Raw genomic sequence first — 21,907 nt, 5'->3', positions numbered from 1 at the left:
AACATCACGTTTCCGAGGTGTTCCTGCTTCGGGTCGGCGCCTAGTCTGTCACCCGGATGGCGGTGCTCCGGACCAGATGCTCAGCGAACTTCCAGGAAGGTCCCCCGGGGCACCTTACCTCCCGGGCCGTTCGCACTGCCGGGCGAGGCGGTGCGATCCCGCGCGGCCGGGCCAGAGAGACTATGGGGATGAGCACAACCCGCTTTCGCCCGTCCCGCCGCTTCTGGCCCGTGTGCGCCGTCCTGGCCCTCGCGGTCACCGCGGCCGGTTGCAGCAGTACCGGAGGCAGACGCGCCGAGGAGGCCCGCGCCAAGGCCGCGGCCGCCGGCGGCAGCGCCGTCACCACCCCGCGCTGGAAGGTCGCCATGGTGACCCATGCCGGAGCCGGCGACGCCTTCTGGGACAGCGTGCGCAAGGGCGCCGAGCAGGCCGCCGCCAAGGACAACATCACCTTCCTGTACTCCAACGACGCGCAGACCCAGAACCAGGTCCAGCTCGTCCAGGCCGCCATCGACCAGAAGGTCGACGGCCTGCTGGTCACCCTCGCCAAGGGCGACGCGATGGCCGGCGTCCTCGGCAAGGCCAAGGCGGCCGGCATCCCCGTGATCACGATCAACTCCGGTCAGGAGTTCTCCGCCAAGTTCGGCGCGCTGACCCACATCGGTCAGGACGAGTCCTCGGCCGGTCAGGCGGCCGGTACGGAACTGGCCTCGCGCGGCCGCAAGAACGTGCTGTGCGTGATCCACGAGCAGGGCAACGTCGGCCAGGAGGAGCGCTGTTCGGGCGCCCAGTCCAAGGCCGGCGGCGGCTTCCAGACGCTCTACGTCAACGGCGTCGACATGCCCGACGCCCGGGCGGCGATCTCCGCCAAGCTCCAGGCCGACCCCTCCATCGACACCGTGCTCACCCTCTCCGGCCCGATGGCCGCCACCGGACTGCAGGCCGTCCAGGACGCCCACCGCAGCGTGGAACTGGACACCTTCGACCTGGGACCGCAGGTGGTGGCCGGCCTCAAGTCCGGCAGCGTCGGCTTCGCGGTCGACCAGCAGCCCTACCTCCAGGGCTACGAGGGCGTCGACCTGCTGTGGCTGTACAAGTCCAACCTGGACATGCTCGGCGGCGGCAAGCCCGTCGCGACCGGCCCGCAGATCCTGACCAAGGACAACGCCGACGCGCTCGCCGAGTACGTGGCGAGGGGGACCAGGTGACCGGCCCCGCCACCCCCGACCTGCTCGTCCAGGACCGCCCGGCCGCCCTGCGGCGGCTGCTCGCCCGACCCGAGCTGGGCTCGCTGATCGCCGCCGTCGCGGTGTTCGCGGTCTTCGCGGCCGTCGCCGAGCCCTTCCTGCGGCTTCCCTCGCTGGGCACCGTGCTCTACGCGGCGTCCACCATCGGGATCATGGCCGTGCCGGTCTCGCTGCTGATGATCGGCGGCGAGTTCGACCTCTCGGCCGGCGTGCTGGTCACCACCGCCGCGCTGACCTCCTCGATGGTCTCGTACCAGTTCACCGCGGTCACCTGGGTCGGCGTCCTGGTCTCGCTGGCCACCACACTGGCGATCGGCGGGTTCAACGGCTGGATGCTCGGCCGCACCAAGCTGCCCAGCTTCATCGTCACCCTGGGCACCTTCCTGATGCTGACCGGCGCCAACCTGGGCGTCACCAAGGCGATCTCCGGGACGGTCTCCACCAAGTCGATCTCGGACATGCAGGGCTTCGAGACCTGCCGGTGGCTGTTCGCCTCCGAGCTGAATGTCGGCGGACTGACGATCAAGGCCACCGTCTGGTGGTGGCTCGGCCTGCTGGTGGTCGGCAGCTGGGTGCTGCTGCGCACCCGCTTCGGCAACTGGATCTTCGCCGTCGGCGGCGACGCGGCCGCCGCCCGCGCCGTCGGCGTGCCGGTCGCCCGCACCAAGACGCTGCTCTACCTGGGCGTCGGCTTCGGTGCCTGGGTGCTCGGGCAGCACCTGCTGTTCTCCTTCGACACCGTCCAGTCCGGCGAGGGCGTCGGCAACGAGCTGATCTACATCGTCGCGGCGGTGATCGGCGGCTGCCTGATCACCGGCGGCTACGGCTCGGTGGTCGGCTCCGCGCTCGGCGCGCTGATCTTCGGCATGGCCAGCAAGGGCATCATCTACGCCCAGTGGAACCCGGACTGGTTCAAGTTCTTCCTCGGCGCGATGCTGCTGCTGGCCGCGCTGCTCAACGCCTACGTCAAGCGCCAGGCCGAACGGGGTCCACGATGAGTACCGAACTGCTCGCGCTGGAGGGCGTCGGCAAGACCTACGGCACCGTCCGCGCCCTGGAGGACGTCTCACTCACCCTGCACGCCGGCGAGATCAGCTGCGTGCTCGGCGACAACGGGGCCGGCAAGTCCACCCTGATCAAGATCATCGCCGGGCTGCACCAGCACGACCAGGGCGGCTACACCATCGGCGGGGAGGAGGTCCGGCTCGACTCCCCGCGCCAGGCCCTGGACCGCGGAATCGCCACCGTCTACCAGGACCTCGCCGTCGTCCCGCTGATGCCGGTGTGGCGCAACTTCTTCCTCGGCTCCGAGCAGGGCATGCGCCGCTGGGGCGGCCTTCGGCTGGACGCCGACGGCATGCGCGCCACCACCCGCGAGGCGCTCGCCAGGATGGGCATCGACCTGCACGACGTCGACCGGCCGATCGGCACCCTCTCCGGCGGGCAGCGCCAGTGCGTGGCCATCGCCCGCGCCGTGCACTTCGGTGCCAAGGTGCTCATCCTGGACGAGCCGACGGCGGCGCTCGGCGTCAAGCAGTCCGGGGTGGTGCTCAAGTACGTCACCGCGGCCCGCGACGCCGGGCTCGGGGTCGTCCTGATCACCCACAACCCGCACCACGCCTACCTGGTCGGCGACCACTTCACGCTGCTGAAGCGGGGGCGGATGGCCGGCAGCCACCCGCGCGACGCGATCAGCCTCGAACAGCTCACCACCGAGATGGCCGGCGGCTCCGACCTCGCCGAGCTCTCGCACGAGCTGGCCCGTCCGAACACCACCATCTCCCGTGAGGAGCGTCCGCAGCCGTGAACAGCCCCCAAGGCAGCACTCGGCCGGCCGTCCTGCCCACCCTGCTCGGCCTCGGCCCGCGCGCCGAGCGCCGCCGCCGCGCCCTGCCCGCGGGGATACTGCGGCTGCCCACCATCGGCGTCGACATCGGCGGCACCAAGGTGGTCGCCGGGGTCGTCGACGGCGAGGGCAAGGTGCTGGAGAAGCTGCGCACCGACACCCCGCACAAGAGCAAGAGCGCCAAGGTCGTCGAGGACGTGATCGTCGAGCTGGTGCTCCAGCTCGCCGACCGGCACGACGTCCACGCGGTCGGCATCGGCGCGGCCGGCTGGGTCGACGCCGAGCGCTCCCGGGTGCTCTTCGCCCCCCACCTCAACTGGCGCAACGAGCCGCTCCAGCAGGCGCTCAGCGAGCGGCTGCGCTTCCCGGTGATCGTCGAGAACGACGCCAACGCGGCCGCCTGGGCCGAGTGGCGGTTCGGCGCCGGACGCGGCGAGGACCTCATGGTGATGCTCACCCTGGGCACCGGCATCGGCGGCGCGGTCGTCCGGGACGGCTACGTCGACCGCGGCAAGTACGGCCTGGCGGGCGAGTTCGGGCACATGCAGGTGGTGCCCGGCGGCCACCGCTGCCCGTGCGGCAACCGGGGCTGCTGGGAGCAGTACTCCTCCGGCAACGCGCTGGTGCGCGACGCCCGGGAGCTGGTCGCCGAGGAGTCCCCGGTGGTGCAGCCGCTGCTGGCCCGGGCCGGCGGCACGGTCGAGGGCATCACCGGGCCGCTGGTCACCGAGGCCGCCCAGGACGGCGACCCGACCGCGACCGAGCTGCTCTACGAGGTCGGCACCTGGCTGGGCGTCGGCATGGCCAACCTGGCGGCCGCCCTGGACCCGGGGCGCTTCGTCATCGGCGGCGGCGTCTCGGAGGCCGGCGACCTGCTGATCGGCCCGGCCCGGGACACCTTCCGCCGCACCCTGACCGGGCGCGGCTTCCGGCCCGAGGCCACCATCGTCCACGCCGCCCTCGGCAACGAGGCCGGGCTGGTCGGGGCGGCGGACCTCGCGCGGCAGGTGGCGCGGCGGTTCCGCACCATCAAGCGGCGGCGGGTGGAGCGCAGCGCGCTGTAGCGGCGGGGCGGGGGACGGCTTTCGGCTGACAGGTTTCAGCGAACAGATTTCGTTATCTGTTTTCTGAAACCTGTCAGCTGTTTTCTGTTCGCTGTTCTCCGTCGGCTGCTCTCCGTTCGCTGTCTTGTGTTTCCGCCCGCCGCCCGCCGCCCGCTGCCGCCCACCCGCTGCGCCTTCCCCCGTCGCGTCAACTACCCATTGGTAGCCGCGCGGTGTGGTTGTCGGATTCATACCTCCTGTGGAACAACTGACGTGACGTCGACTCAGGAGGACTCGGATGAGAGCTCTGACCCGCTTAGCGCCATCACTGCTGCTCGCCACCGCACTGGTCTGGGCCACCACCGGACCCGCCGGGGCCGCGGCGCCGCCGCCGAAGGCGCCGGAGGCGGTGGGGTGGGGCGGAGCGGTGGCGTCCGTGGACGCCGACGCCACCGCCGCCGGGATCGAGGTGCTGCGCAAGGGCGGCAACGCCGTGGACGCGGCCGTGGCCGCCGCCGCGGCGCTCGGGGTGACCGAGCCCTACTCCTCCGGGATCGGCGGCGGCGGGTACTTCGTCTACTACGACCACGCCACCGGCCGGGTGCACACCATCGACGGCCGCGAGACGGCCGGTCACACCGCCGACACCGGACTGTTCCTGGAGGACGGCAAGCCGCTCGCCTTCGCCGACGCCGTCACCAGCGGGCTGTCCGTCGGCGTCCCCGGCACCCCCGCCACCTGGGACTCCGCACTGCGCCAGTGGGGCACCCGCTCCCTCGGGCAGAACCTCGAACCCGCCGAGCGGATCGCCGAGAACGGCTTCGTCGTCGACGGCACCTTCCGCGGCCAGACCTCGGACAACTACAACCGGTTCAAGGACTTCCCGGCCACCGCCAAGATCTACCTGCCGGGCGGCAAGCTCCCCGAGGTCGGCTCCGTCCTGCGCAACCCCGACCTCGCCGCGACCTACAAGCTGCTCGCCAAGAACGGCGTGAAGGCCTTCTACCAGGGCGAGTTGGCCAAGGACATCGTCAACACCCTGCAGCACCCGCCGGTCGACCCGGCCTCCGGCCGCAACGCCCGCCCCGGGAAGGTCGACACCGCCGACCTGGCCGCCTACCGGGTCCGCGACCAGGCGCCCACCCACGTCGCCTACCGCGACTACGACGTCTACTCGATGGCCCCCTCCAGCTCCGGCGGCACCACCGTCGGCGAGGCGCTGCACATCCTGGAGGACGGCGACCTCTCCGGGGACAGCGGCACCCAGTACTACCACCACTTCCTGGAGGCCTCGCGGATCGCCTTCGCCGACCGCAACCGCTGGGTCGGCGACCCGGCCTTCGAGGACGTCCCGACCAAGCAGCTGCTCTCCGAGCGCTACGCCGCCTCCCGGGCCTGCCTGATCAGCCCCGACCACGCGCTCACCAGCCCGCTCGCCCCAGGCGACCCGCGCCACCCGGCCGACTGCGCCGACACCGGCCAGGCCGTCCCCGAGCCGTACGAGGGCCCCAACACCACCCACCTGACGGTGGCGGACCGCTGGGGCAACATCGTCTCCTACACCCTCACCATCGAGCAGACCGGCGGCAGCGGCATCACCGTCCCCGGCCGGGGCTTCCTGCTCAACAACGAGCTGACCGACTTCGACTTCACCCCGCTCGCGGCCGGCGTCCCGGACCCCAACCTGCCCGGCCCGGGCAAGCGGCCGCGCTCCTCGATGTCCCCGACCGTCGTGCTGCGCGACGGCGAGCCGCTGCTGGCCACCGGCAGCCCGGGCGGCGCGACCATCATCACCACCACCCTCCAGGTGCTGCTCGGTCGGCTCGACCGGGGGCTGAGCCTGGAGCAGGCCATCGCCGCGCCGCGGGCCAGCCAGCGCAACACCGCCGTCACCCAGGCCGAGCCCGGCTTCCTGGCGCTGCCGGAGCGGGCCGCCCTGGAGGCGCTCGGGCACACCTTCGCCGACGGCGGCGAGATCGGCGCCGCCACCGGCGTGGAACGGCTGCCGGACGGCCGCTGGGTGGCCGCCGCGGAGCCGGTGCGGCGCGGCGGCGGATCGGCCGCGGTGGTCCGGCCCACCGGCTGAGGCTCGGTCGCAGTACCCGTCGTGGCACCGGCCGTGGCCACCGGCCGCAGTTCCGGCCGCAGTTCCGGCCGGGGCACTGGCCGGGGCACCGGCCACAGTGCCGGTCGGGCCGGGTTGTCGGTGCCGGACGGTATGTTCGGGGTGGGCCTCCCCAGGGGGCCCACCCCCGTCCGCACCGACCGAACCACCGGGAAGGCCGCCCGCCGTGACCGTCCGCATCGCCACCTGGAACATCAACTCCGTCACCGCCCGGCTGCCCAAGCTCCTGGAGTGGCTGGAGAGCGCCAAGCCCGACGTGCTCTGCCTCCAGGAGCTCAAGTGCGCGGCCGACGCCTTCCCGTACGAGCAGGTCCGCGAGCTCGGCTACGAGACGGCCGCGCACGGCACCGGCCGCTGGAACGGCGTCGCCGTCGTCTCCCGGCTCGGCCTGGAGGACGTCGTGCGCGGACTGCCCGGCCAGCCCGGCTACCTGGCCGACGGCGCCCTGCTGCCCGACGTCGAGCCGCGCGCCATCGCCGCCACCTGCGGCCCGGTCCGGGTCTGGTCGGTCTACGTGCCCAACGGCCGCGAGGTCGACCACGCCCACTACCGCTACAAGCTGGAGTGGCTGGAGGCGCTGCGCAAGGCCGCCGCCGAGGACGCGGCCGGTCCGCGCCCCTTCGCCGTCCTGGGGGACTTCAACATCGCCCCCACCGACGAGGACGTCTTCGACGTCGCCGCCTTCGAGGGCCTCACCCACGTCACCCCCGTCGAGCGGGCCGCCCTGGCGGCCCTCGACGAGATCGGCCTGCACGACGTGGTGCCGCGCCCGCTGAAGTACGACCGCCCCTACACCTACTGGGACTACCGCCAGCTGGCCTTCCCGAAGAACCGGGGCATGCGGATCGACCTCACCTACGCCAACAAGCCCTTCGCCGACGCCGTCACCGACAGCTACGTGGACCGCGAGGCCCGCAAGGGCAAGGGCACCTCGGACCACGCCCCGGTCGTGGTCGACCTGGACCTCTGAGCCCTCAGGTGAGCCTTCACGCTGGGTGACGGGCCGTCGCTCGAACGGTCCTGAGCGGTGGCCGGGCCGCGGGCGCCTGCCTACCGTCGGTGAATGACCGGGTGCGGTTGACACACCACGTGGACATGGGAGTCCCCGGCTGCGCCCGAGAATCCCGGAGGTTCCGGCATGCGCCCCATGCGTACGGCCGCCGCCGCCCTGATCGGCGCGACGGTGCTGACCGGTCTGACGGCCCCCCTCGCATCCGCCAGGGACGGCGCGGCCTCGGTCAGCCCGTCCCAGGCCGCACCGGGCCAGACCGTGACGGTCACGGTCTCCTGCGAGAAGTCGGACAAGCCCGACGCCAAGACCATCACCGCCCACTCCGCCGCCTTCGAGGGAGGCCCCGCGACCCTCACCCTGGGATCCGACGGCAAGCACAGCGGCTCCGCCCGGCTGGCCTCCCAGCACGGCGGGGACAGCAAGGTCGACGGCACCTGCCCGGACGGCGGCGCCTTCTCGACCACCGTCAAGGTGACCACCGTGGCCGCCGCCGGCGCCGACAAGGGCCTCGGCGACTGGGGCAAGGCGGCGGGGGAGTGGGCCGGCTCACTCGGCCAGTCCGGCGCCGGCAGCCAGCAGGTCGCCCCGCACGGCGCGGTGAAGACCGGCCTCGGCGGCTCGGTCGCGGCGGACCCGGCGGAACTGGCCGGAGGGCTGGCCCTGGTGGCCGGCGGCGTCGGCGGTTTCTGGCTGCTCCGGCGGCGAGGTGCCTGACGGCCCCCCTCCCTGCCCAGCCGCGCCGCGCACCGCCGGACCCTGACCGGACCGGCGGTGCGGTGGTGCGTCAGACGGCCGCCGGCTCCAGCCACTCCCGGTGCTCCGGCCGCTCCTCGTGCTGGAGGGTGCCGCTGGCCAGCAGGTACTGGGCCAGCACGTACGTCGCCATGATCCAGAACTGATGCCCCGGCAGCTCGCGCCACTTCGCGATCTGGGTGGCGATCAGCGTGTCGGAGAGCAGGAACAGCGCCCCGCCCAGCCCGGTCCGCCAGTTCAGCCCGGCCGCGGTGACGGCCGTCGAGGTCAGCAGCAGGCTGTAGCCGGCCACCGGCACCTGGAGGTCCCCGAGGTCCGGCCAGAGCTGACTGACCAGGCCCGCCCAGGCCGTCGCGTACGCGGCCGCGACCACCAGGGCACGACGGCGGTCGGTGAGCGCCCCGCGCTGGACGAACATCGTGACGTAGCAGACGTGCGCGGCCGCGAACGAGCCCATGCCGGCCAGGAACGCGGTGTCGTTCTTCAGCTGGAGCAGCACGTCCCCGCCCGCGCTCGCCAGCAGCGCCGGGGCCAGCAGCTTCGGCGCCTCGCGCTCGGCGCGGGCCGCCGCCGCCACGCTGTGCGCGGCCAGCAGCGGCATCAGGGCCGGCTTGGTGGCGTTCTGCAGGACGGACGCGCCGGACAGGATCGAGCCCAGGTGCGCCGCCGAGGTGGCCGCGAAGCCGCCGAGCAGGCCGGTGGCCGAACGCAGGCGCCCGGTGAGGCCGGTGGCGCGGGTGGTCGTACGGATACTCATGCGGCGTGTGCCTCCGCAGTCGTTCGGGGTGGGGAGACCGACCCTATGGGAGCCGACCGGGCGGCGGAAGACCGGGTTACCGGTGCGTAACCCGGTCGGGCGGCGGGGAGTGACGGCGCGGTCGGGGGAGCGGAGCGCGGGCGACCGCTTCGGCGGCTCCTGCGGAGAGTTCCTCAGGAGGACGGTTGCTGCCACCGGGTGACCGGTCACCGTCTAGTCTGGATCCCGACATGGAGCAGCAGGACTACGCGGTCGGCGCCACCCGGGTGGCCACCGGCAGGCCGGACGGACGTACGGGCGGGGCAGGACGGGGAACCGCCGACGCCGCCCTCGCCGTACGCGGAGCCGAACCGGCCGCCGATGTCGAAGCCGACGCCGACGCCGAGACCGATGCCGCCGCCGCCGAAGCCCACGCCGGAGCGGCTGTCGCAGCCGATGTCGCAGCCGATGTCCGAGCCGTGGCCGGGCGCGGTGCTGACGGCCCGCAGGCGCCCGCCGAGAGGCTCTCGCCCGACCCCGGGCTGCTGCGGCTCGCCCACTGGTTCGCCGCCGCCGCCCCCGGCACCGCCGACGACCTGTGCACCGCCTCCTTCGGCCTCTACCCCGCCCGGCACCTCGGCACCGCCGCCGAGCCCGCCGACCCCGCCGTCAGCTGGTGGCACGGCCCGACCGCCCACGCCGCCGCCGCGCCGCGCACCCGCGAGGCCCGTACCGAGGGCGGCCTGCGCCGGGCCCGGCGGGACGCCGCCGCACTGCCCGTCGTCCGGTCGGGCGCCAAGCCCGGCGGGCCCGGCAGGCACCGCCGGCCGGAGCACGGCCGGGCGCTCCCGGAGGCGGCCCGCGAGGTGCAGGATCGTTCCGGTGCGGAACTCCTGGACGCCGAACGCCGGATCGCCGCCCGGCTGTTGCTCGCCCACCCGCTGGTCACCGCCTCCGGCCCGCACGCCGACGGCTTCCCGCTGATCCGCCGTCACCGCGACTGGCTCATCGAGCGCTTCGACACCCTGCTCGGCTACCGCCTGGTCGTCGGCCCCTGGCACGCCCGGCTCTGCAAGGCCGGCCTCGGCCCCGGCGCCGCCCGCCGCCTCGAACACCCCACCACCGGCGCCCCGTTCACCCCGGCCGGCTACGCCCGGCTCGCGCTCGCGCTGGCCCTGCTCGTCGACGCCCCCGAGCAACTCCGGTACGGGCGACTGCTCGACGCGATGCGCGAGGCCGCGCCCGACCTCGCGGCCGACCCGGCCGCCCTCGGGATGGCGCTCGCCGCGCTGGCCGACTGGCAGGTGCTGGGCGACCTGCCGGCCGACCCGGCCGACACCGCCTTCGTGCTGACCGTCGACCGCGAACTCGCCCGCGCCGTCCCGGCCGGCCCGCCCGCGCTCGCCGACGACGCCGCCGACCTGATCCGCCGCGCCGCCGAGGCCGAACCCGGCACCGCCGTACGCCGGCTGCTCGCCGAGACGCCCGCCGTTCTCGCCGCCGACCTCCCCGAGGACCACCGGGCATGGCTGGACGAGCACCGGCTCAGCGGCCCGGCCGCGCTCGCCGAGTTCCTCGGGCTGGAGGCCGAACTGCGCGCCGAGGGCGTCGCCCTGCTCGACCCGGCCGCCGAACTCACCGACCTCGCCCTCCCCGGCACCGGCACCCTCGCCCAGGCCGCCCAACTGCTGGTCGAGCGCCTGGTCGAGGAGGTCCGCCCGCTGCCCGGCGAGAGCGCCGAGGGTGACGTCCCGATCTCCGACGCGCTGATAGACGGCCTGCTCGGCGACATCGCCGACGACCATGGCCTCCCCGCGCGCTACCTCGCCGACCGCACCGCGCTGCGCCGCGACGCCCTTGACCTGCTGCACGGCCTCGGCCTGATCACCCCCACCCCCCGCACCACCTGGCTGCTGCGCCCCCCGGCGGCCCGCTACGCCCCGGCCCCCGACCTCCGCCCCACTCCGGGCACCGGCCGGCACTCCCGGCCCGCCATCCCGCCGCCGGCTCCCGCCCCGGCCCGCGAGGGCCTCCGGGCGTAGGGCCTGTCCGGCGGCCTTGCCCCGGTGGCCGGGCGGGAGCCGGCGGCGGGATGAGGTTCAGGCCGGGAGAGGATCAGGCCGGGAGAGGTTCAGGCCGGGATGAGCGCGTCCCACTGGGCGCGGGTCGGGCCGTCGTGCTGCGGGCTGAAGTCCGGGTTGGCGGCCAGCCAGGCGGTGACGGCCTGGTCGATCTCCTCGGTGCCGTAGGCCTCCTTGGCCGGCCGGACGAGGTGGCGGGTCTGGGCGCGGGCGCGCATGACCACGGGGTCGTCGAAGGCGCTGGCGGCGAGGGCGGCCGCGCGGAGCCCGGGGAGTGGTGAACTGTCGTTGAGGCGCTGCTCGTTGGCGCGGTCGGCGGCCACCTGTTCGTCGAACAGCGGCCGGAGGTTCCGGGCGGTCCAGGTGTGGTAGCCGGTGGGGTCCGCGGCGACCTGGTCGGCGTGGGCGGCGAGGTACTGGGCGGTGCGCAGGCCGAGGGCCACGCCGTGGCCGAGGGTGGGGTTGGTGTGGATGAGGCTGTCGCCGGTGTTGACCAGGCCGGTGACGACGGGCCCGGCGTCGTCGGCGAGGGAGGTCCAGCGGTTGTCCAGGCCGGCCATCGGCAGGACGGCCGACCGGGGTTCGGGGTCGAGGTCGAGCCAGGCCGCGCAGGCGGGGAACCGGCGGGCGACGGCCTCGAATACGTCGGGGTCGACGAGCGAGCCGCGGGTCCGGTCACCGGTGGAGATGATCATGCTCAGCGCGAAGGTGTCGTTGTCGGAGGGGAAGACGCCGGCGAGCGCGAATGCGGAGGCCGAGCCGGTCCGCACCCGTCCGGGGTCGCGCGGCCCGTCGGCGCGCAGCCGGTACCAGCGGCACAGGTAGGTGATCCCGGTGCGGTGGCTGTCGACCACGGGCGGTCGGCAGCCGGCCCGGGCCAGCCAGCCGGGCACCGGCGAGCGGCGCCCGGCCGCGTCGATGACGAGGTCGGCCGGGTGGGTCTCGCCGCCCACCCGTACGCCGGTGACCCGGGGCGGGGCTCCGTCCCGGACGGCGAGGCCGGTCACCCGCCGGCCGCGCCGGACCTCGACGCCGGGTTCCCGCCGTACGCCTTCGGTCAGTGCGGCCTCCAGCACGATCCGCCGGGTGCGCAGGGTCACCAGTTCATCGTCGCCGGCCCGGTGCGGCGGGTGCTCGTCGAACCAGTCGAAGTCGTGGTACTCGTGCGCGCCGCGGGCCAGCAGGTCGGCGTAGACGTCGGGCGCCTCGGCCCGCAGCACCGTGCGGACGGGGGCGAGGAAGGAGTGGGGCTGGTCGGCCTGGGGGACCCTCGGCCGGTTCCAGCGGAAGAAGTCCTGGTCGAGGTCGTCCCCGGCCTGCCGCGTCTCCTGTTCGAACAGCGTGACCGAGTGGCCCCGCCGACCGAGCAGGAGCGCCGTTCCCAGCCCGCCGATACCGCCACCGATGATCGCAACCCGCGCCACTGCATCCCCTTCGCGTCGTGTTGCGGAACGATCTTAGGGCTTGCCGATCTTCGGATCGGAACCGCCCCCGGCCTCCGCGCCCCGGCCCCCGCCCCCGGCCCCCGGCTCCGGCCTCCCGGCTCCGGAACGACGGAAGCACCGCGTCCGGGGCCGGACCGCGGTGCTGGAAGGGTGGCGCGGGTCGGGTCGGCTACTTGCTCGCGGTGGTGGTGGCGACCGGGCCGTGCTGGACGGTCTCCACGGTGGCGCCGACCCCGAGGGTGCCGAGGGCGATGGAGGCGAGGACGGCGGTGCAGGCGAGCAGACGGCGGTGGCGCTGGGGGAGCGGGAAGCGCGGTTCCTGGTAGGGCGCCTGAGGGCTGGCGTTCATGACAGGGAGGCTCCCAGGGCGGTGTGAACGGTCGGTACGCGCGGGTGAAGTCCGGACGGGGATCCGGCGTCGGTTGGCCGGATACGCCCCACCGGACTGGCAGGTGGGGCGTATCCGCTGGTCAGCGTCGTGCCCGGGAGGGCCTGCGGCGACCGGTTCAGCGGCGCCGGCCGCGCTCGGCGAGGGCCTCGCCGACGGCGACCCGGACGGCGTCCCGCAGGCCGTGGGCCGGGTGGAAGCGGGAGGGGCCGGCCGCCGGGTCCTCCCGGAGCTCCTTCACCAGGGAGACGCACAGCAGCAGCATCACCACCACGAAGGGCAGCGCGACCAGGATCGTCGCGTTCTGCAGCGCCGTCAGCCCGCCGGCCAGCAGCAGGGCGGCGGCGACCCCGCCCATCAGCACGCCCCAGACCACCACCAGCGGGGTGCGCGGGTGCAGCGAGCCGCGGCTGGAGAGCGAGCCGAGCACCAGGGAGGCGGAGTCGGCGCTGGTGATGAAGAAGGTCATCACCAGCAGCACCGCGACCACGCTGGTGACCGAGCCGAGCGGCAGCGAGCGCAGCATCTCGAACAGCGAGGCCTCCGGGCCGCGCGGGATGGTGGCGACCAGGTCGGCGGCGCCCGTACCGGCCAGCCGGATCGCGGTGCCGCCCATCACGCAGAACCAGACGACGGTGGCCCCACTGGGCACCAGCAGCACGCCGAGCAGGAACTGCCGGATGGTGCGGCCGCGCGAGATGCGGGCGATGAAGGTGCCGACGAAGGGGGCCCAGGAGAGCCACCAGGCCCAGTAGAAGATCGTCCAGGAGCCGAGCCAGCTCTCGTCGGTGAAGGCGCCGGTCTGGGTGGACATGCCGAGCAGGTCGGAGAGGTAGCCGCCGACGGTGGCCGGGATCGAGTCCAGGGCGAAGACCGTCGGCCCGAACACGAAGACGAACAGCATGATCAGCGAGGCCAGCACCACGTTCGCGGTGGAGAGCCACTTGACGCCCTTGTGCACGCCGGAGAAGGCGGAGAGCACGAAGGCGGCGGTCAGCGAGCCGATGATGACCAGCTGGGCGTTCTGGGTGTTGCGGACGGAGGTGATGTAGCCGAGCCCGTCGGCGACCTGGAGGGCGCCGAGGCCGAGGCTGGTCGCGGAGCCGAAGACGGTGGCGAAGACGGCCAGCAGGTCGATGGTGCGCCCGGCCCAGCCGTCCGCGCCGCGCTGCCCGATCAGCGGGACGAAGGCGGCGGAGATCCGGTTGCCCCGGCCCTTGCGGAAGGTGGTGTAGGCGAGGGCGAGGCCGCCGACCGCGTAGATCGCCCAGGGGTGCAGGGTCCAGTGGAAGAGCGAGAACTCCAGGGCCTGCTGGGCGGCGGCCGGGCTCTGCGGTTCCAGTCCGGAGCCGGGCTGCGGGGCGGCGAACAACTGCAGGGGCTCGCCGACGCCGTAGAACATCAGGCCGATGCCCATGCCGGCGCTGAACATCATGGCCACCCAGGCGAGGGTGGAGAACTCGGGTTCGTCGTCGTCGCGGCCGAGCCGGATCCGGCCGAAGCGGCTGAAGGCGAGCAGCACGGTGAGGGCGAGGAAGACGTCGGCGGCGACCACGAACAGCCAGCCGAAGTTGTGCAGCACCCAGCCGAGCGCGGTGCTGGAGGTCCGGCCGAGCGAGTCCTCGGCGAACACGCCCCAGGCGACCACCGCCAGCACCAGCGCGGCGCTGATGCCGAACACCGCCCGGTCGGTGGGGAGGGTGGCGGCGGGCTCGCCGGGTTCGTCGGGCTCCCGCACAGGAGGGGAGGGCTGCGGCGGCTGGCTGTGCATCGGGCGGGACCTCTCGACATACTCGGAATACGGGGATTCAAGATGTATGTCGCACTATGTCCAGTCGGCGGCCCTCGGGGCCGGGCGGCGCGCCGGGGAGCGGGCGGGGTCGGGACCAACGTCCCGTCAGGCCGCCTGCTCCTTGCCCGGGGTGTGCGCGGTCGCCAGGTAGTGGGAGAGCACCCGGCGGCTGCGGGTGAGGTCCTCGATCCGGGCGTCCAGATCGGCGAGTTCGCCGCGCAGGGTGGCCAGCAGGTCCGGGCAGGACTCCAGGACCGGGACCGGGCCGGTGGCGCAGGGCAGGATCCCGGCGATGACCCGGGTGGGCAGGCCGGCCGCGAGCAGGCTGCGGATCTGCCAGGCCCGGACGGTGTCCTGCTCCTCGTACTCGCGGTAGCCGGCCGTGGTGCGGGCGGGCCGGAGCAGCCCCTGCTCCTCGTAGTAGCGGAGCAGCCGGGCGGACACCCCGGTCAGCCGGGCGAGTTCTCCGATGCGCATGACCGGGCCAACGCGGGCCGGGGTCGAGGTGTTCCCGGCGGTCCCGGCCCCGGCCCGCTGCGGAGTGTTCCCGGCGGGCCCGGCCCCCGACCCGCGGCGGTGTGTCAGCTCTTCACGAACTCCAGTACCACCTCGCGCAGTTGGGGCAGTGCCTCGACCATCGGCAGGTGGCCGCTGGGGAGTTCGGCGTAGCGGGCGCCGGGGATGCCCTCGGCCAGCAGCCGGTGCTGGGCCGGCTGGACGAGCATGTCCTCGGCGGCGCCGACGACCAGGGTGGGCACGCCGATCGAGGCCAGCTCGGCGCGGACGTCGGTGCGCGCGGCGAGCCGGAACTGCTGCGGGAACCCGGCCGGCAGCGGGGACTTGAGGCCCTCGCGCAGCGCCGCGAGCTGGTCGGCGGGCAGTGCGTCCACCCAGCTGTGGCCGAGGACGACGGTGAGCATCAGGTCGGCGAGCTCGGCCGGCCGGTCGCGAAGCCGGACCATCAGCTCGGACAGCGCGCTCTGCCGCGCCGAGCCGCCGGCCAGGCCCGCGATCAGCAGCAGCGAGCGGACCCGCCCGGGGTGGCGGCCGGCGATCCGGACGGCCACGGCGGCGCCCAGCGAGAAGCCGGCCAGGTCGAAGGTGTCGAGGCCCTCCTCGTCGGCGGCGGCGACCAGCCGGTCCGCGTAGTCGTCCAGGGTGGGCTCGCCCGGCTCGTACGGACTGTCGCCGGAGCCGGGGTAGTCGGGGGCGACGACGGTGCGGTGCGCGGCGAGGTCGGGCAGCAGCGGGCCCCAGTTGTCCCGGGCGCTGCCGCCGGCGCCGTGCGCGAGCAGCAGGCCGGGGCCGGAGCCCTGGACGATCCGGGCGAGCGGGGCGAGCGGGGCGAGCGGGGCGAGCGGGGCGGGGGCGGTGGACGGCACGGGTGCTCCTCGGTGTTCGGCATGGCGGGGCTTCTTCCGACACCGGGAACGCTAGGAGTTCACACCGGTGAGAAGGTCAATCCCGGGTTCGGGCGAAACCCCTGCTCGCCGCCCTGGTCACGGAACGCGCCGGAGCGCCTACGCTGGGGAAAGGAGCGCCATCCGGACAGTGCCGTCCGGATGCCGCTGCGCTCCGCCGCCGGGGTGCCCACCCGCCCGCGTTGGCCGCCCCGGTGTGCGCCCCGGGCCGGACGGCCGCCGAGGAGGTGCCAGGCCCGTGCCCGGAAGCGTCAACCTGCCCGGGATCGTCAAGCCACTGCCGGCCGAGTGGTTCGTCCAGCGCGACACCAACGCCGAGATGCGCTGGGAGGCGCTGCGCGACGCCGACGGCGGGGCCGCCGTCGGCCGGCACGTCCCGGTGGAACGGTTCTTCGTCCGCAACCACACCAGCACCCCGCTGATCGACCCGGACACCTGGCGGCTGCGGCTGTTCGGCAGCGGACTGCGCGGCGCCCCGGGGCCGGAGCGGGCGGTCGAGTTCGGCCTGGCCGACCTGCGGGCGCTGCCCGCCATCCGGACCGACGCGCTGATCGAGTGCGCCGGCAACGGCCGCAGCTACTTCCACCGCCAGCAGGGCCAGCGCGTCCCCGGCACCCCGTGGACGCTGGGCAGCATCGGCTCGGCGGCCTGGCGGGGCGTACGGCTGGCCGAGGTACTGCGGGCCGCCGGGCTGACCGACGGCGCGGTGGACGTGCTGCCGACCGGCCTGGACCCGGACTACGTCGTCGACGGCGTCAACCACGGCCCGGTGCGCCGCCCGCTGCCGATCGCCAAGGCGCTGGACGACGCGCTGCTCGCGTACGAGATGAACGGGGAGCCGCTGACCCCCGACCACGGTGCACCGGTGCGGCTGGTGGTGCCCGGTTGGGTCGGCATCGCCTCGATCAAGTGGGTCGGCGACATCGAGGTGGCCGACCACCCGCTCCACTCGCCCTGGAACACCGAGTTCTACCGGATGTTCGGCCCGGACCAGCCGCCCGGCGGCGGCGCCGCGCTCACCACCCAGGTGGTCAAGTCCGCCTTCGAACTGGCCGAGGGCGCGCGGCTGGAGGCCGGGCGCGAGCACCGGCTGCACGGGCGCTCGTGGTCCGGCGCGGCCCCGGTGCGGCTGGTCGAGGTGAGCACCGACGGCGGCCGGAGCTGGCGGGCCGCCGAACTGGACGAGGAGCCGTCCGCCGGCGGCTGGACGCGCTGGAGCGTCACCTGGCGGCCCGAGCGGCCCGGCCGCTACGAGCTGCGCGCCCGTGCGACGGACCACCGGGGTGCCACCCAGCCCGAGCGGGCGGCGTTCAACCGCGAGGGCTACCTGTTCGGCGCGGTGGTGGCGCACCCGGTGACGGTCGGCTAGACCCCTGCCCGGCCGCTCAGCCGGTGGACCGGACCTCGTACGGGGCCGGTCTGGTGGCCTGGACCTCGTACGGGGCCGGTCCCGTGGTCTGGACCTCGTAGGGGGCCGGTCTGGTGGCCTGGACCTCGTACGGGGCCGGGTAGTGGGTCTCGTACGGGGTCAGCACCAGCCGCACCACGTCCTCCAGCCGCCGCCGGGCGTCCCCGAGGGTGGTGCGGCCGGTCACCCAGGCGGTCAGCTCGCCCTGCCAGGCGTGCGCCACGATGTGCCGCACCAGCTCGCTGGCCGCCGCCGGCACCTCGGCCGTCACCGCCTGGAGGGCGGTGCTGTCGGCCCGGGCCATGCCCTGCAGTGCCTCGCTGGCGAAGGGGTCGGTGGAGGCGGCGACGGCCACCCGTAGCCGCGCCAGTTCGGGCTGGCGCTGGTAGGCCCGCATCCCGCCCCGGACGAACCGGACCGCCCGGTCGGTGGCCCCCAGCCCGGCGCGCGGCCCCCGCAGCTCGGCCACCAGGTCCGCGAGCAGCAGGCGGTGCCACTCGGCGATCGCCGCCGCCAGGAGATGGTCCTTGGAGGAGAAGTAGCGGTACGCCGTCCCCAGGGCGACTCCGGACCGCTCGCACACCTGCTTCATCTGGAGCCGCTCGACGCCGATCTCGTTCACCAGGGCGAGCGCGGCCGCGATCAGGCTTTCGCGGCGTTCGAGCTGACGCGGAGACATCGTCTCCACCGGCCGTGGTGACAGGTCAACCTTGGTCACCCGCACCATGATACGGGCCGGGGCCGCTCAGGAGTATGACGCCGACCGGCCCCCTTCCGTTCGCCCGGCGGCCACCGGGGTCCCGCCGGGGGCGCGTCGGGGCGCCCGGAGGTGTTGGTGGGGGGGCGTTCGCCGGGGGCCTTCGCGGGGCCGGGGCCTTCGCGGGACCGCCGCGGCGCCCCGGGGAGCTACGGCATCCTCCGGATCAGCGCCTCCTGGACGGCGGACGCCACCAGCCGGCCGTCCCGGTCGTAGAACTCGCCGAGCGACAGGCCCCGGCCGTCCGAGGCGGACGGGCTGCGCTGGGCGAACAGCAGCCACTCGTCGGCCCGGAACGGGCGGTGGAACCACATGGCGTGGTCCAGCGAGGTCATCAGCAGCCGGGGCGGCTCGGTGCGCTGGAAGAAGTTCGGCTGTTCGTGCAGCCCGGCGGTGGAGGCCAGGGTGAGGTCGGACAGGTAGGCGAGCGCGCAGGTGTGCAGCAGCGGGTCGGTGCCCGGCAGCGGGGTGGCGATGCGCAGCCAGACGAACTGCTGCGTCATCCCCCGGGTGGCCGGGGGCGTGCCCGGGGCGTCCGGCGGCACGAAGCGCAGTTCGAGGTCGCGGAAGCCGTCGGTGGCCTTGATCGCGGTGCGCAGCTCCTCGTCCCAGTGCGAGAAGGCGTCCGGCAGGGTCTCCGGGCCGGGCAGCGGCGGCATCTCGCGGTGGCGGTCGCCGGCGGCCGGCTCGGGGAGCTTGAAGGAGGCGGTGAGGTCGAAGATCTCGTTCCGGTCCTGCACCGCGCGGACCCTGCGGGTGGCGTAGGTGAAGCCCTCGCGCAGCCGGTCGACCCGGTACTCGATCGGCCGGGTCGGGTCCCCGGGCAGCAGGAAGTAGCCGTGCAGCGAGTGCACCGCGCGCCTGGCGGCGCAGGTGCGCCCGGCGGCGGCGAGCGCCTGGGCGGCGACGTGCCCGCCGAACGCGCGCATCGGGGCGCCGGCGTGGCAGTGGCCCCGGAACGTGTTCTCGTCCAGCTGCTCGATCTCCAGCAGTTCGGCGAACGGGGTGGCCGGGGCGGGCGCCTGCTCGGTCGGTTTCTGCTGTTCTGTCAGGTCGGTCACCGGCCCATAGTGGCAGAAGCCAACCGTGCGGTGGTGTGACGTGGGTAACGCTCTCCGCCTGTAGAACGTGTTGCAGTCCGGTGCCGGCCGGTCGGGATGTCGGAGCCGTCACCCAGCGTGCTCCGCATGGCATGGCCGAGGAGGCCTGGGCGCTGCGGGACGTCTTCGTGGGCTGAGGAGGGGTGCTCGCGGGCCGGATGGGGCGTCAGGGCCTAGGGTGGGCGGGATTTCGGTCCCGCCGCCCGTCGCCCCGGAGTACCCGTGCTGCACCTTCGCCTGATCGTCCCGCCCGACCTGCGCGGGCCGGTGCTCGGCTGCCTGGACGACTCGGTGGGGGTGACCCACGTGGTGGTCCTGCCGGACGCGGCCGTCCGGCCCGCCGGGGACGTGGTGCTCTGCGACGTGGCCCGGGAGTCGCTGGACGAGGTGCTGGGCGCACTGCGCGGGACGGGCCTGGTCGAGCGCGGGGCGATCGACGTCTCGACGCTCGACCTGGCCCTCTCGGCGGCGGCCGACGAGGCCGAAAGGCTGGCCCCGGGCGAGGGGGCCGACGCCCTGGTGTGGGAGTCGGTCTCCGAGATCACCCACGAGGAGTCCACCCTCACCTGGGTGTTCCTGGCCTTCCTCACCGTCGCCACCATGCTGGCGGCCTGCGGCTCGGTGCTGGACAGCGCCATCCTGGTGGTCGGCGCGATGGCCGTCGGCCCGGAGTTCGGACCGCTGGCCGGGCTTTGCGTGGCGCTCGTCCAGCGCCGGACCCGCCCGGCGCTGCGCTCGCTGAACGCCCTGGTGACGGGCTTCCTGGTGGCGATGGCGCTGACCGTGTGCTTCGGGCTGCTGATGGACGCTCTGGGGCTCTTCTCGGAGGCCAGGTTCGACGCCGCGCGCCCGAACACCTCCTTCATCTGGCAGCCGGACGCGACCTCCTTCGTGGTGGCCTTCCTGGCCGGCATCGCCGGACTGCTCTCGCTGACCTCCGCGAAGGCGGGCACCCTGGTGGGCGTCGCGATCTCGGTGACCACCGTGCCGGCCGCCGCCAACGCGGCGGTCGCCCTCGGGTACGGCAAGGTCGACCAGTTCTGGGGCTCCAGCGTGCAGTTGCTGCTGAACCTGCTGGGGATCGTGCTGGCCGGGGTGCTGACCCTGCTGGTGCAGGAGGCGGGCTGGGCGGTGATCCGGCGCCGACGGGGGAGGGCGGAGCGAACGGAGTTCAACTGACAGAGTTCAACTGACTGAGTTCAACTGACAGCTTTCAGCGAACAGCTTTCAGATTTCAGAGAACAGATTTCAGCTAACAGAATTTGAAATCTGTTCGCCCGGCTCCGCCACCGGCTCCCGCACCTCCGTGCGCCGCGCCACCAGCGGCTCGATGCCGCGCGGGGTGGCGGCGACGGCGCGCCACCACAGCCGCAGGGCCGGTGGGTCGGCGGGTTCGAAGGGCTTGCCGGGGCGGGGTACCGCCAGGTGGGCGCCGAGCGCCTGGGCGGCGGTGACCACGCGTTCGGCGGGCTCCTCCCATGGGTGGATCGCCAGGTTGAAGGTGCACCAGTGGATCGGCAGCATCAGCTCGCCCCCCACGTCCAGGTGGGCCCGGACGCCCTCCTCCGGGGTCATGTGCACCTCGGGCCAGAACTCGCTGTACGCGCCGACCTGCATCATCGTCGCGTCGAACGGACCGAGCCGGCGCCCGATCTCCGCGAAGCCCGGGAAGTAGCCGGTGTCCCCGCTGTGGAAGATCCGGTGCCCGCCGCCCGCGATCACCCAGGACGCCCACAGGAACAGCGCGCTGGTGCGCGGCCCGCGGCTGCAGTAGTGCCGGGCGGGCGTGGCGGTCAGGGTCAGCCCGGCGACCTCGGCCGACTCCCACCAGTCCAGTTCGACGATCCGCGCGGTCGGCACCCCCCAGTGCTCCAGGTGCGCCCCGACCCCGAGCGGGACCACGAACACCGCGCCGCTGCCGATCAGGGCCCGCACGGTGCGCATGTCGAGGTGGTCGTAGTGGTCGTGGGAGATCACCACCACGTCCACCGGGCCGAGCTCGGACAGCGGCAGCGGCACCGGGTGCAGCCGCTTGGGCCCGGTCCAGTCGAATGGGGAGCAGCGCTCGCCCCAGACCGGGTCGATCAGGACGCGCCGTCCGCCGATCTCGGCGAGCACGGTGGCGTGACCGAGCCAGGTGAGCCGCAGTCCGGAGGCGGGCGGGGTGGCGAGGTCGACCGGGAGCAGCCGGTGCACCGGTACGGCGGCCGCCGGTGCCCGGCGGGTCTTGTCCCCGCTCAGCTGGGCGAGGGTGATCTCCAGCGGGCTCCGCTCGTAGACCAGGCGGCGGGTCGGCACGGGGTTGCGGAAGGCGCCGTCGGCGAACTGGGGCGAGCGGAGGATCCGGGCCAGCCGCTCGCCCCGGGGCTCGGCCCCGAAGGCCTCGGTGCGGACCCGGTGCCAGGCGGCGCGGGGCAGCCCGGCCAGGCCGGGGACGGCGCGCTCCGGGCTGACACGGCCGCGGGCGACACCGTCGGCGGCGGGTGCGGCGGGTGCGGCGGGTGCGGCGGGCGTGGCGGGTCCGGCGGGTGCGGCCGGCCCGGTGGGCGGCGGGGCGAACTGTGCGGTCAGACCGGCGAGACGGGAGAACCACGAGACGGGGCGGGGCACGGCTCCTCCAGGGACGGTCACGGCTACCGGGCTGGCCGGGGCGCGTACCCCGGGGGGCGAATGAGCCCCCTGGGGTACGACAACCATCTCGTCGGACGTTACTCGCCGTGGGCCGTTCGGACTCGGTGGAGGGCTCGGCGCGG

General features: G+C 74.2%; 19 protein-coding genes. 10 read left to right on the top strand and 9 right to left on the bottom strand.

Annotation, left to right across the window (positions count from 1 at the left end; genetic code table 11):
* Positions 1-188: 188 nt before the first annotated feature.
* From ACZ47G_RS29400 to ACZ47G_RS29370, 7 genes are all read left to right on the top strand, one after another.
* Positions 189-1,208 (top strand): sugar ABC transporter substrate-binding protein, encoded by a 1,020-nt coding sequence (locus ACZ47G_RS29400; protein WP_465747751.1) that lies wholly within the window; start codon positions 189-191, stop codon positions 1,206-1,208.
* Positions 1,205-2,245 (top strand): ABC transporter permease, encoded by a 1,041-nt coding sequence (locus ACZ47G_RS29395; protein WP_465747749.1) that lies wholly within the window; start codon positions 1,205-1,207, stop codon positions 2,243-2,245. The genes ACZ47G_RS29400 and ACZ47G_RS29395 overlap by 4 nt, the downstream gene beginning before the upstream one ends.
* Positions 2,242-3,054, top strand: coding sequence for an ATP-binding cassette domain-containing protein (locus tag ACZ47G_RS29390; protein WP_465747747.1), 813 nt, complete (start codon positions 2,242-2,244; stop codon positions 3,052-3,054). The genes ACZ47G_RS29395 and ACZ47G_RS29390 overlap by 4 nt, the downstream gene beginning before the upstream one ends.
* Positions 3,051-4,157, top strand: a complete 1,107-nt coding sequence (locus ACZ47G_RS29385) for an ROK family glucokinase (protein ID WP_465747745.1) — start codon at positions 3,051-3,053, stop codon at positions 4,155-4,157. Before ACZ47G_RS29390 ends, ACZ47G_RS29385 begins: the two co-directional genes overlap by 4 nt.
* A gap of 277 nt (positions 4,158-4,434) precedes the next feature.
* Positions 4,435-6,222, top strand: a complete 1,788-nt coding sequence (ggt, locus tag ACZ47G_RS29380; protein ID WP_465747743.1) for a gamma-glutamyltransferase — start codon at positions 4,435-4,437, stop codon at positions 6,220-6,222.
* Positions 6,223-6,427: 205 nt separating this feature from the next.
* A complete protein-coding gene (locus ACZ47G_RS29375) occupies positions 6,428-7,231 on the top strand; it encodes an exodeoxyribonuclease III (protein ID WP_380456403.1) in 804 nt (267 codons plus the stop codon).
* A 168-nt stretch (positions 7,232-7,399) separates the two neighbouring features.
* Positions 7,400-7,987, top strand: coding sequence for a hypothetical protein (locus tag ACZ47G_RS29370; protein ID WP_465747741.1), 588 nt, complete (start codon positions 7,400-7,402; stop codon positions 7,985-7,987).
* A 70-nt stretch (positions 7,988-8,057) separates the two neighbouring features.
* On the opposite strand, the gene ACZ47G_RS29365 is transcribed toward ACZ47G_RS29370, so the two are convergent.
* Positions 8,058-8,783, bottom strand: coding sequence for a lysoplasmalogenase (locus ACZ47G_RS29365; protein WP_465747739.1), 726 nt, complete (start codon positions 8,781-8,783; stop codon positions 8,058-8,060).
* A gap of 230 nt (positions 8,784-9,013) precedes the next feature.
* Between ACZ47G_RS29365 and ACZ47G_RS29360 the strand changes: the two genes are divergently transcribed.
* Complete coding sequence (locus ACZ47G_RS29360) at positions 9,014-10,804, top strand: DUF2398 family protein (RefSeq protein ID WP_465747737.1); 1,791 nt, start codon at positions 9,014-9,016, stop codon at positions 10,802-10,804.
* Positions 10,805-10,893: 89 nt separating this feature from the next.
* On the opposite strand, the gene ACZ47G_RS29355 is transcribed toward ACZ47G_RS29360, so the two are convergent.
* The 5 genes from ACZ47G_RS29355 to ACZ47G_RS29335 all read right to left on the bottom strand — a co-directional run bounded on the left by ACZ47G_RS29355 (position 10,894) and on the right by ACZ47G_RS29335 (position 15,850).
* The gene (locus ACZ47G_RS29355) at positions 10,894-12,267 is read right to left on the bottom strand and encodes an NAD(P)/FAD-dependent oxidoreductase (protein ID WP_465747735.1); all 1,374 of its coding nucleotides are present in this window, start codon (positions 12,265-12,267) and stop codon (positions 10,894-10,896) included.
* A gap of 190 nt (positions 12,268-12,457) precedes the next feature.
* The gene (locus ACZ47G_RS29350; protein ID WP_465747733.1) at positions 12,458-12,637 is read right to left on the bottom strand and encodes a hypothetical protein; all 180 of its coding nucleotides are present in this window, start codon (positions 12,635-12,637) and stop codon (positions 12,458-12,460) included.
* A gap of 157 nt (positions 12,638-12,794) precedes the next feature.
* A complete protein-coding gene (locus ACZ47G_RS29345) occupies positions 12,795-14,447 on the bottom strand; it encodes a BCCT family transporter (protein WP_465747731.1) in 1,653 nt (550 codons plus the stop codon).
* A 126-nt stretch (positions 14,448-14,573) separates the two neighbouring features.
* Positions 14,574-14,945, bottom strand: coding sequence for a MerR family transcriptional regulator (locus ACZ47G_RS29340; protein ID WP_465747729.1), 372 nt, complete (start codon positions 14,943-14,945; stop codon positions 14,574-14,576).
* Positions 14,946-15,049: 104 nt separating this feature from the next.
* Positions 15,050-15,850, bottom strand: a complete 801-nt coding sequence (locus ACZ47G_RS29335; RefSeq protein WP_465747727.1) for an alpha/beta fold hydrolase — start codon at positions 15,848-15,850, stop codon at positions 15,050-15,052.
* A 67-nt stretch (positions 15,851-15,917) separates the two neighbouring features.
* On the opposite strand from ACZ47G_RS29335, the gene ACZ47G_RS29330 reads away from it, so the two are divergent.
* Positions 15,918-17,258: a sulfite oxidase gene (locus ACZ47G_RS29330; RefSeq protein WP_465747726.1), complete on the top strand. Its 1,341-nt coding sequence runs from the start codon at positions 15,918-15,920 to the stop codon at positions 17,256-17,258.
* Positions 17,259-17,274: 16 nt separating this feature from the next.
* Here the strand turns inward: ACZ47G_RS29330 and ACZ47G_RS29325 are convergent, their stop codons facing one another.
* Together ACZ47G_RS29325 and ACZ47G_RS29320 are read right to left on the bottom strand one after the other, a co-directional pair.
* Entirely contained in the window at positions 17,275-18,015 is a 741-nt protein-coding gene (locus ACZ47G_RS29325; RefSeq protein WP_465747724.1) for a TetR/AcrR family transcriptional regulator, read from the bottom strand.
* A gap of 188 nt (positions 18,016-18,203) precedes the next feature.
* A complete protein-coding gene (locus ACZ47G_RS29320) occupies positions 18,204-19,115 on the bottom strand; it encodes an acyl-CoA thioesterase (RefSeq protein WP_465747722.1) in 912 nt (303 codons plus the stop codon).
* Positions 19,116-19,376: 261 nt separating this feature from the next.
* Between ACZ47G_RS29320 and ACZ47G_RS29315 the strand changes: the two genes are divergently transcribed.
* Positions 19,377-20,333: a DUF389 domain-containing protein gene (locus ACZ47G_RS29315; RefSeq protein WP_465747720.1), complete on the top strand. Its 957-nt coding sequence runs from the start codon at positions 19,377-19,379 to the stop codon at positions 20,331-20,333.
* 69 nt (positions 20,334-20,402) lie between these two features.
* On the opposite strand, the gene ACZ47G_RS29310 is transcribed toward ACZ47G_RS29315, so the two are convergent.
* The gene (locus tag ACZ47G_RS29310; protein ID WP_465747868.1) at positions 20,403-21,581 is read right to left on the bottom strand and encodes an MBL fold metallo-hydrolase; all 1,179 of its coding nucleotides are present in this window, start codon (positions 21,579-21,581) and stop codon (positions 20,403-20,405) included.
* Positions 21,582-21,907 lie beyond the last annotated feature (326 nt).

Source organism: Kitasatospora sp. NPDC030952 (genome assembly GCF_055571335.1).
The sequence above is the reverse complement of the archived record's forward strand: the minus strand, read 5'-3'. Positions and strand labels throughout refer to the sequence as shown.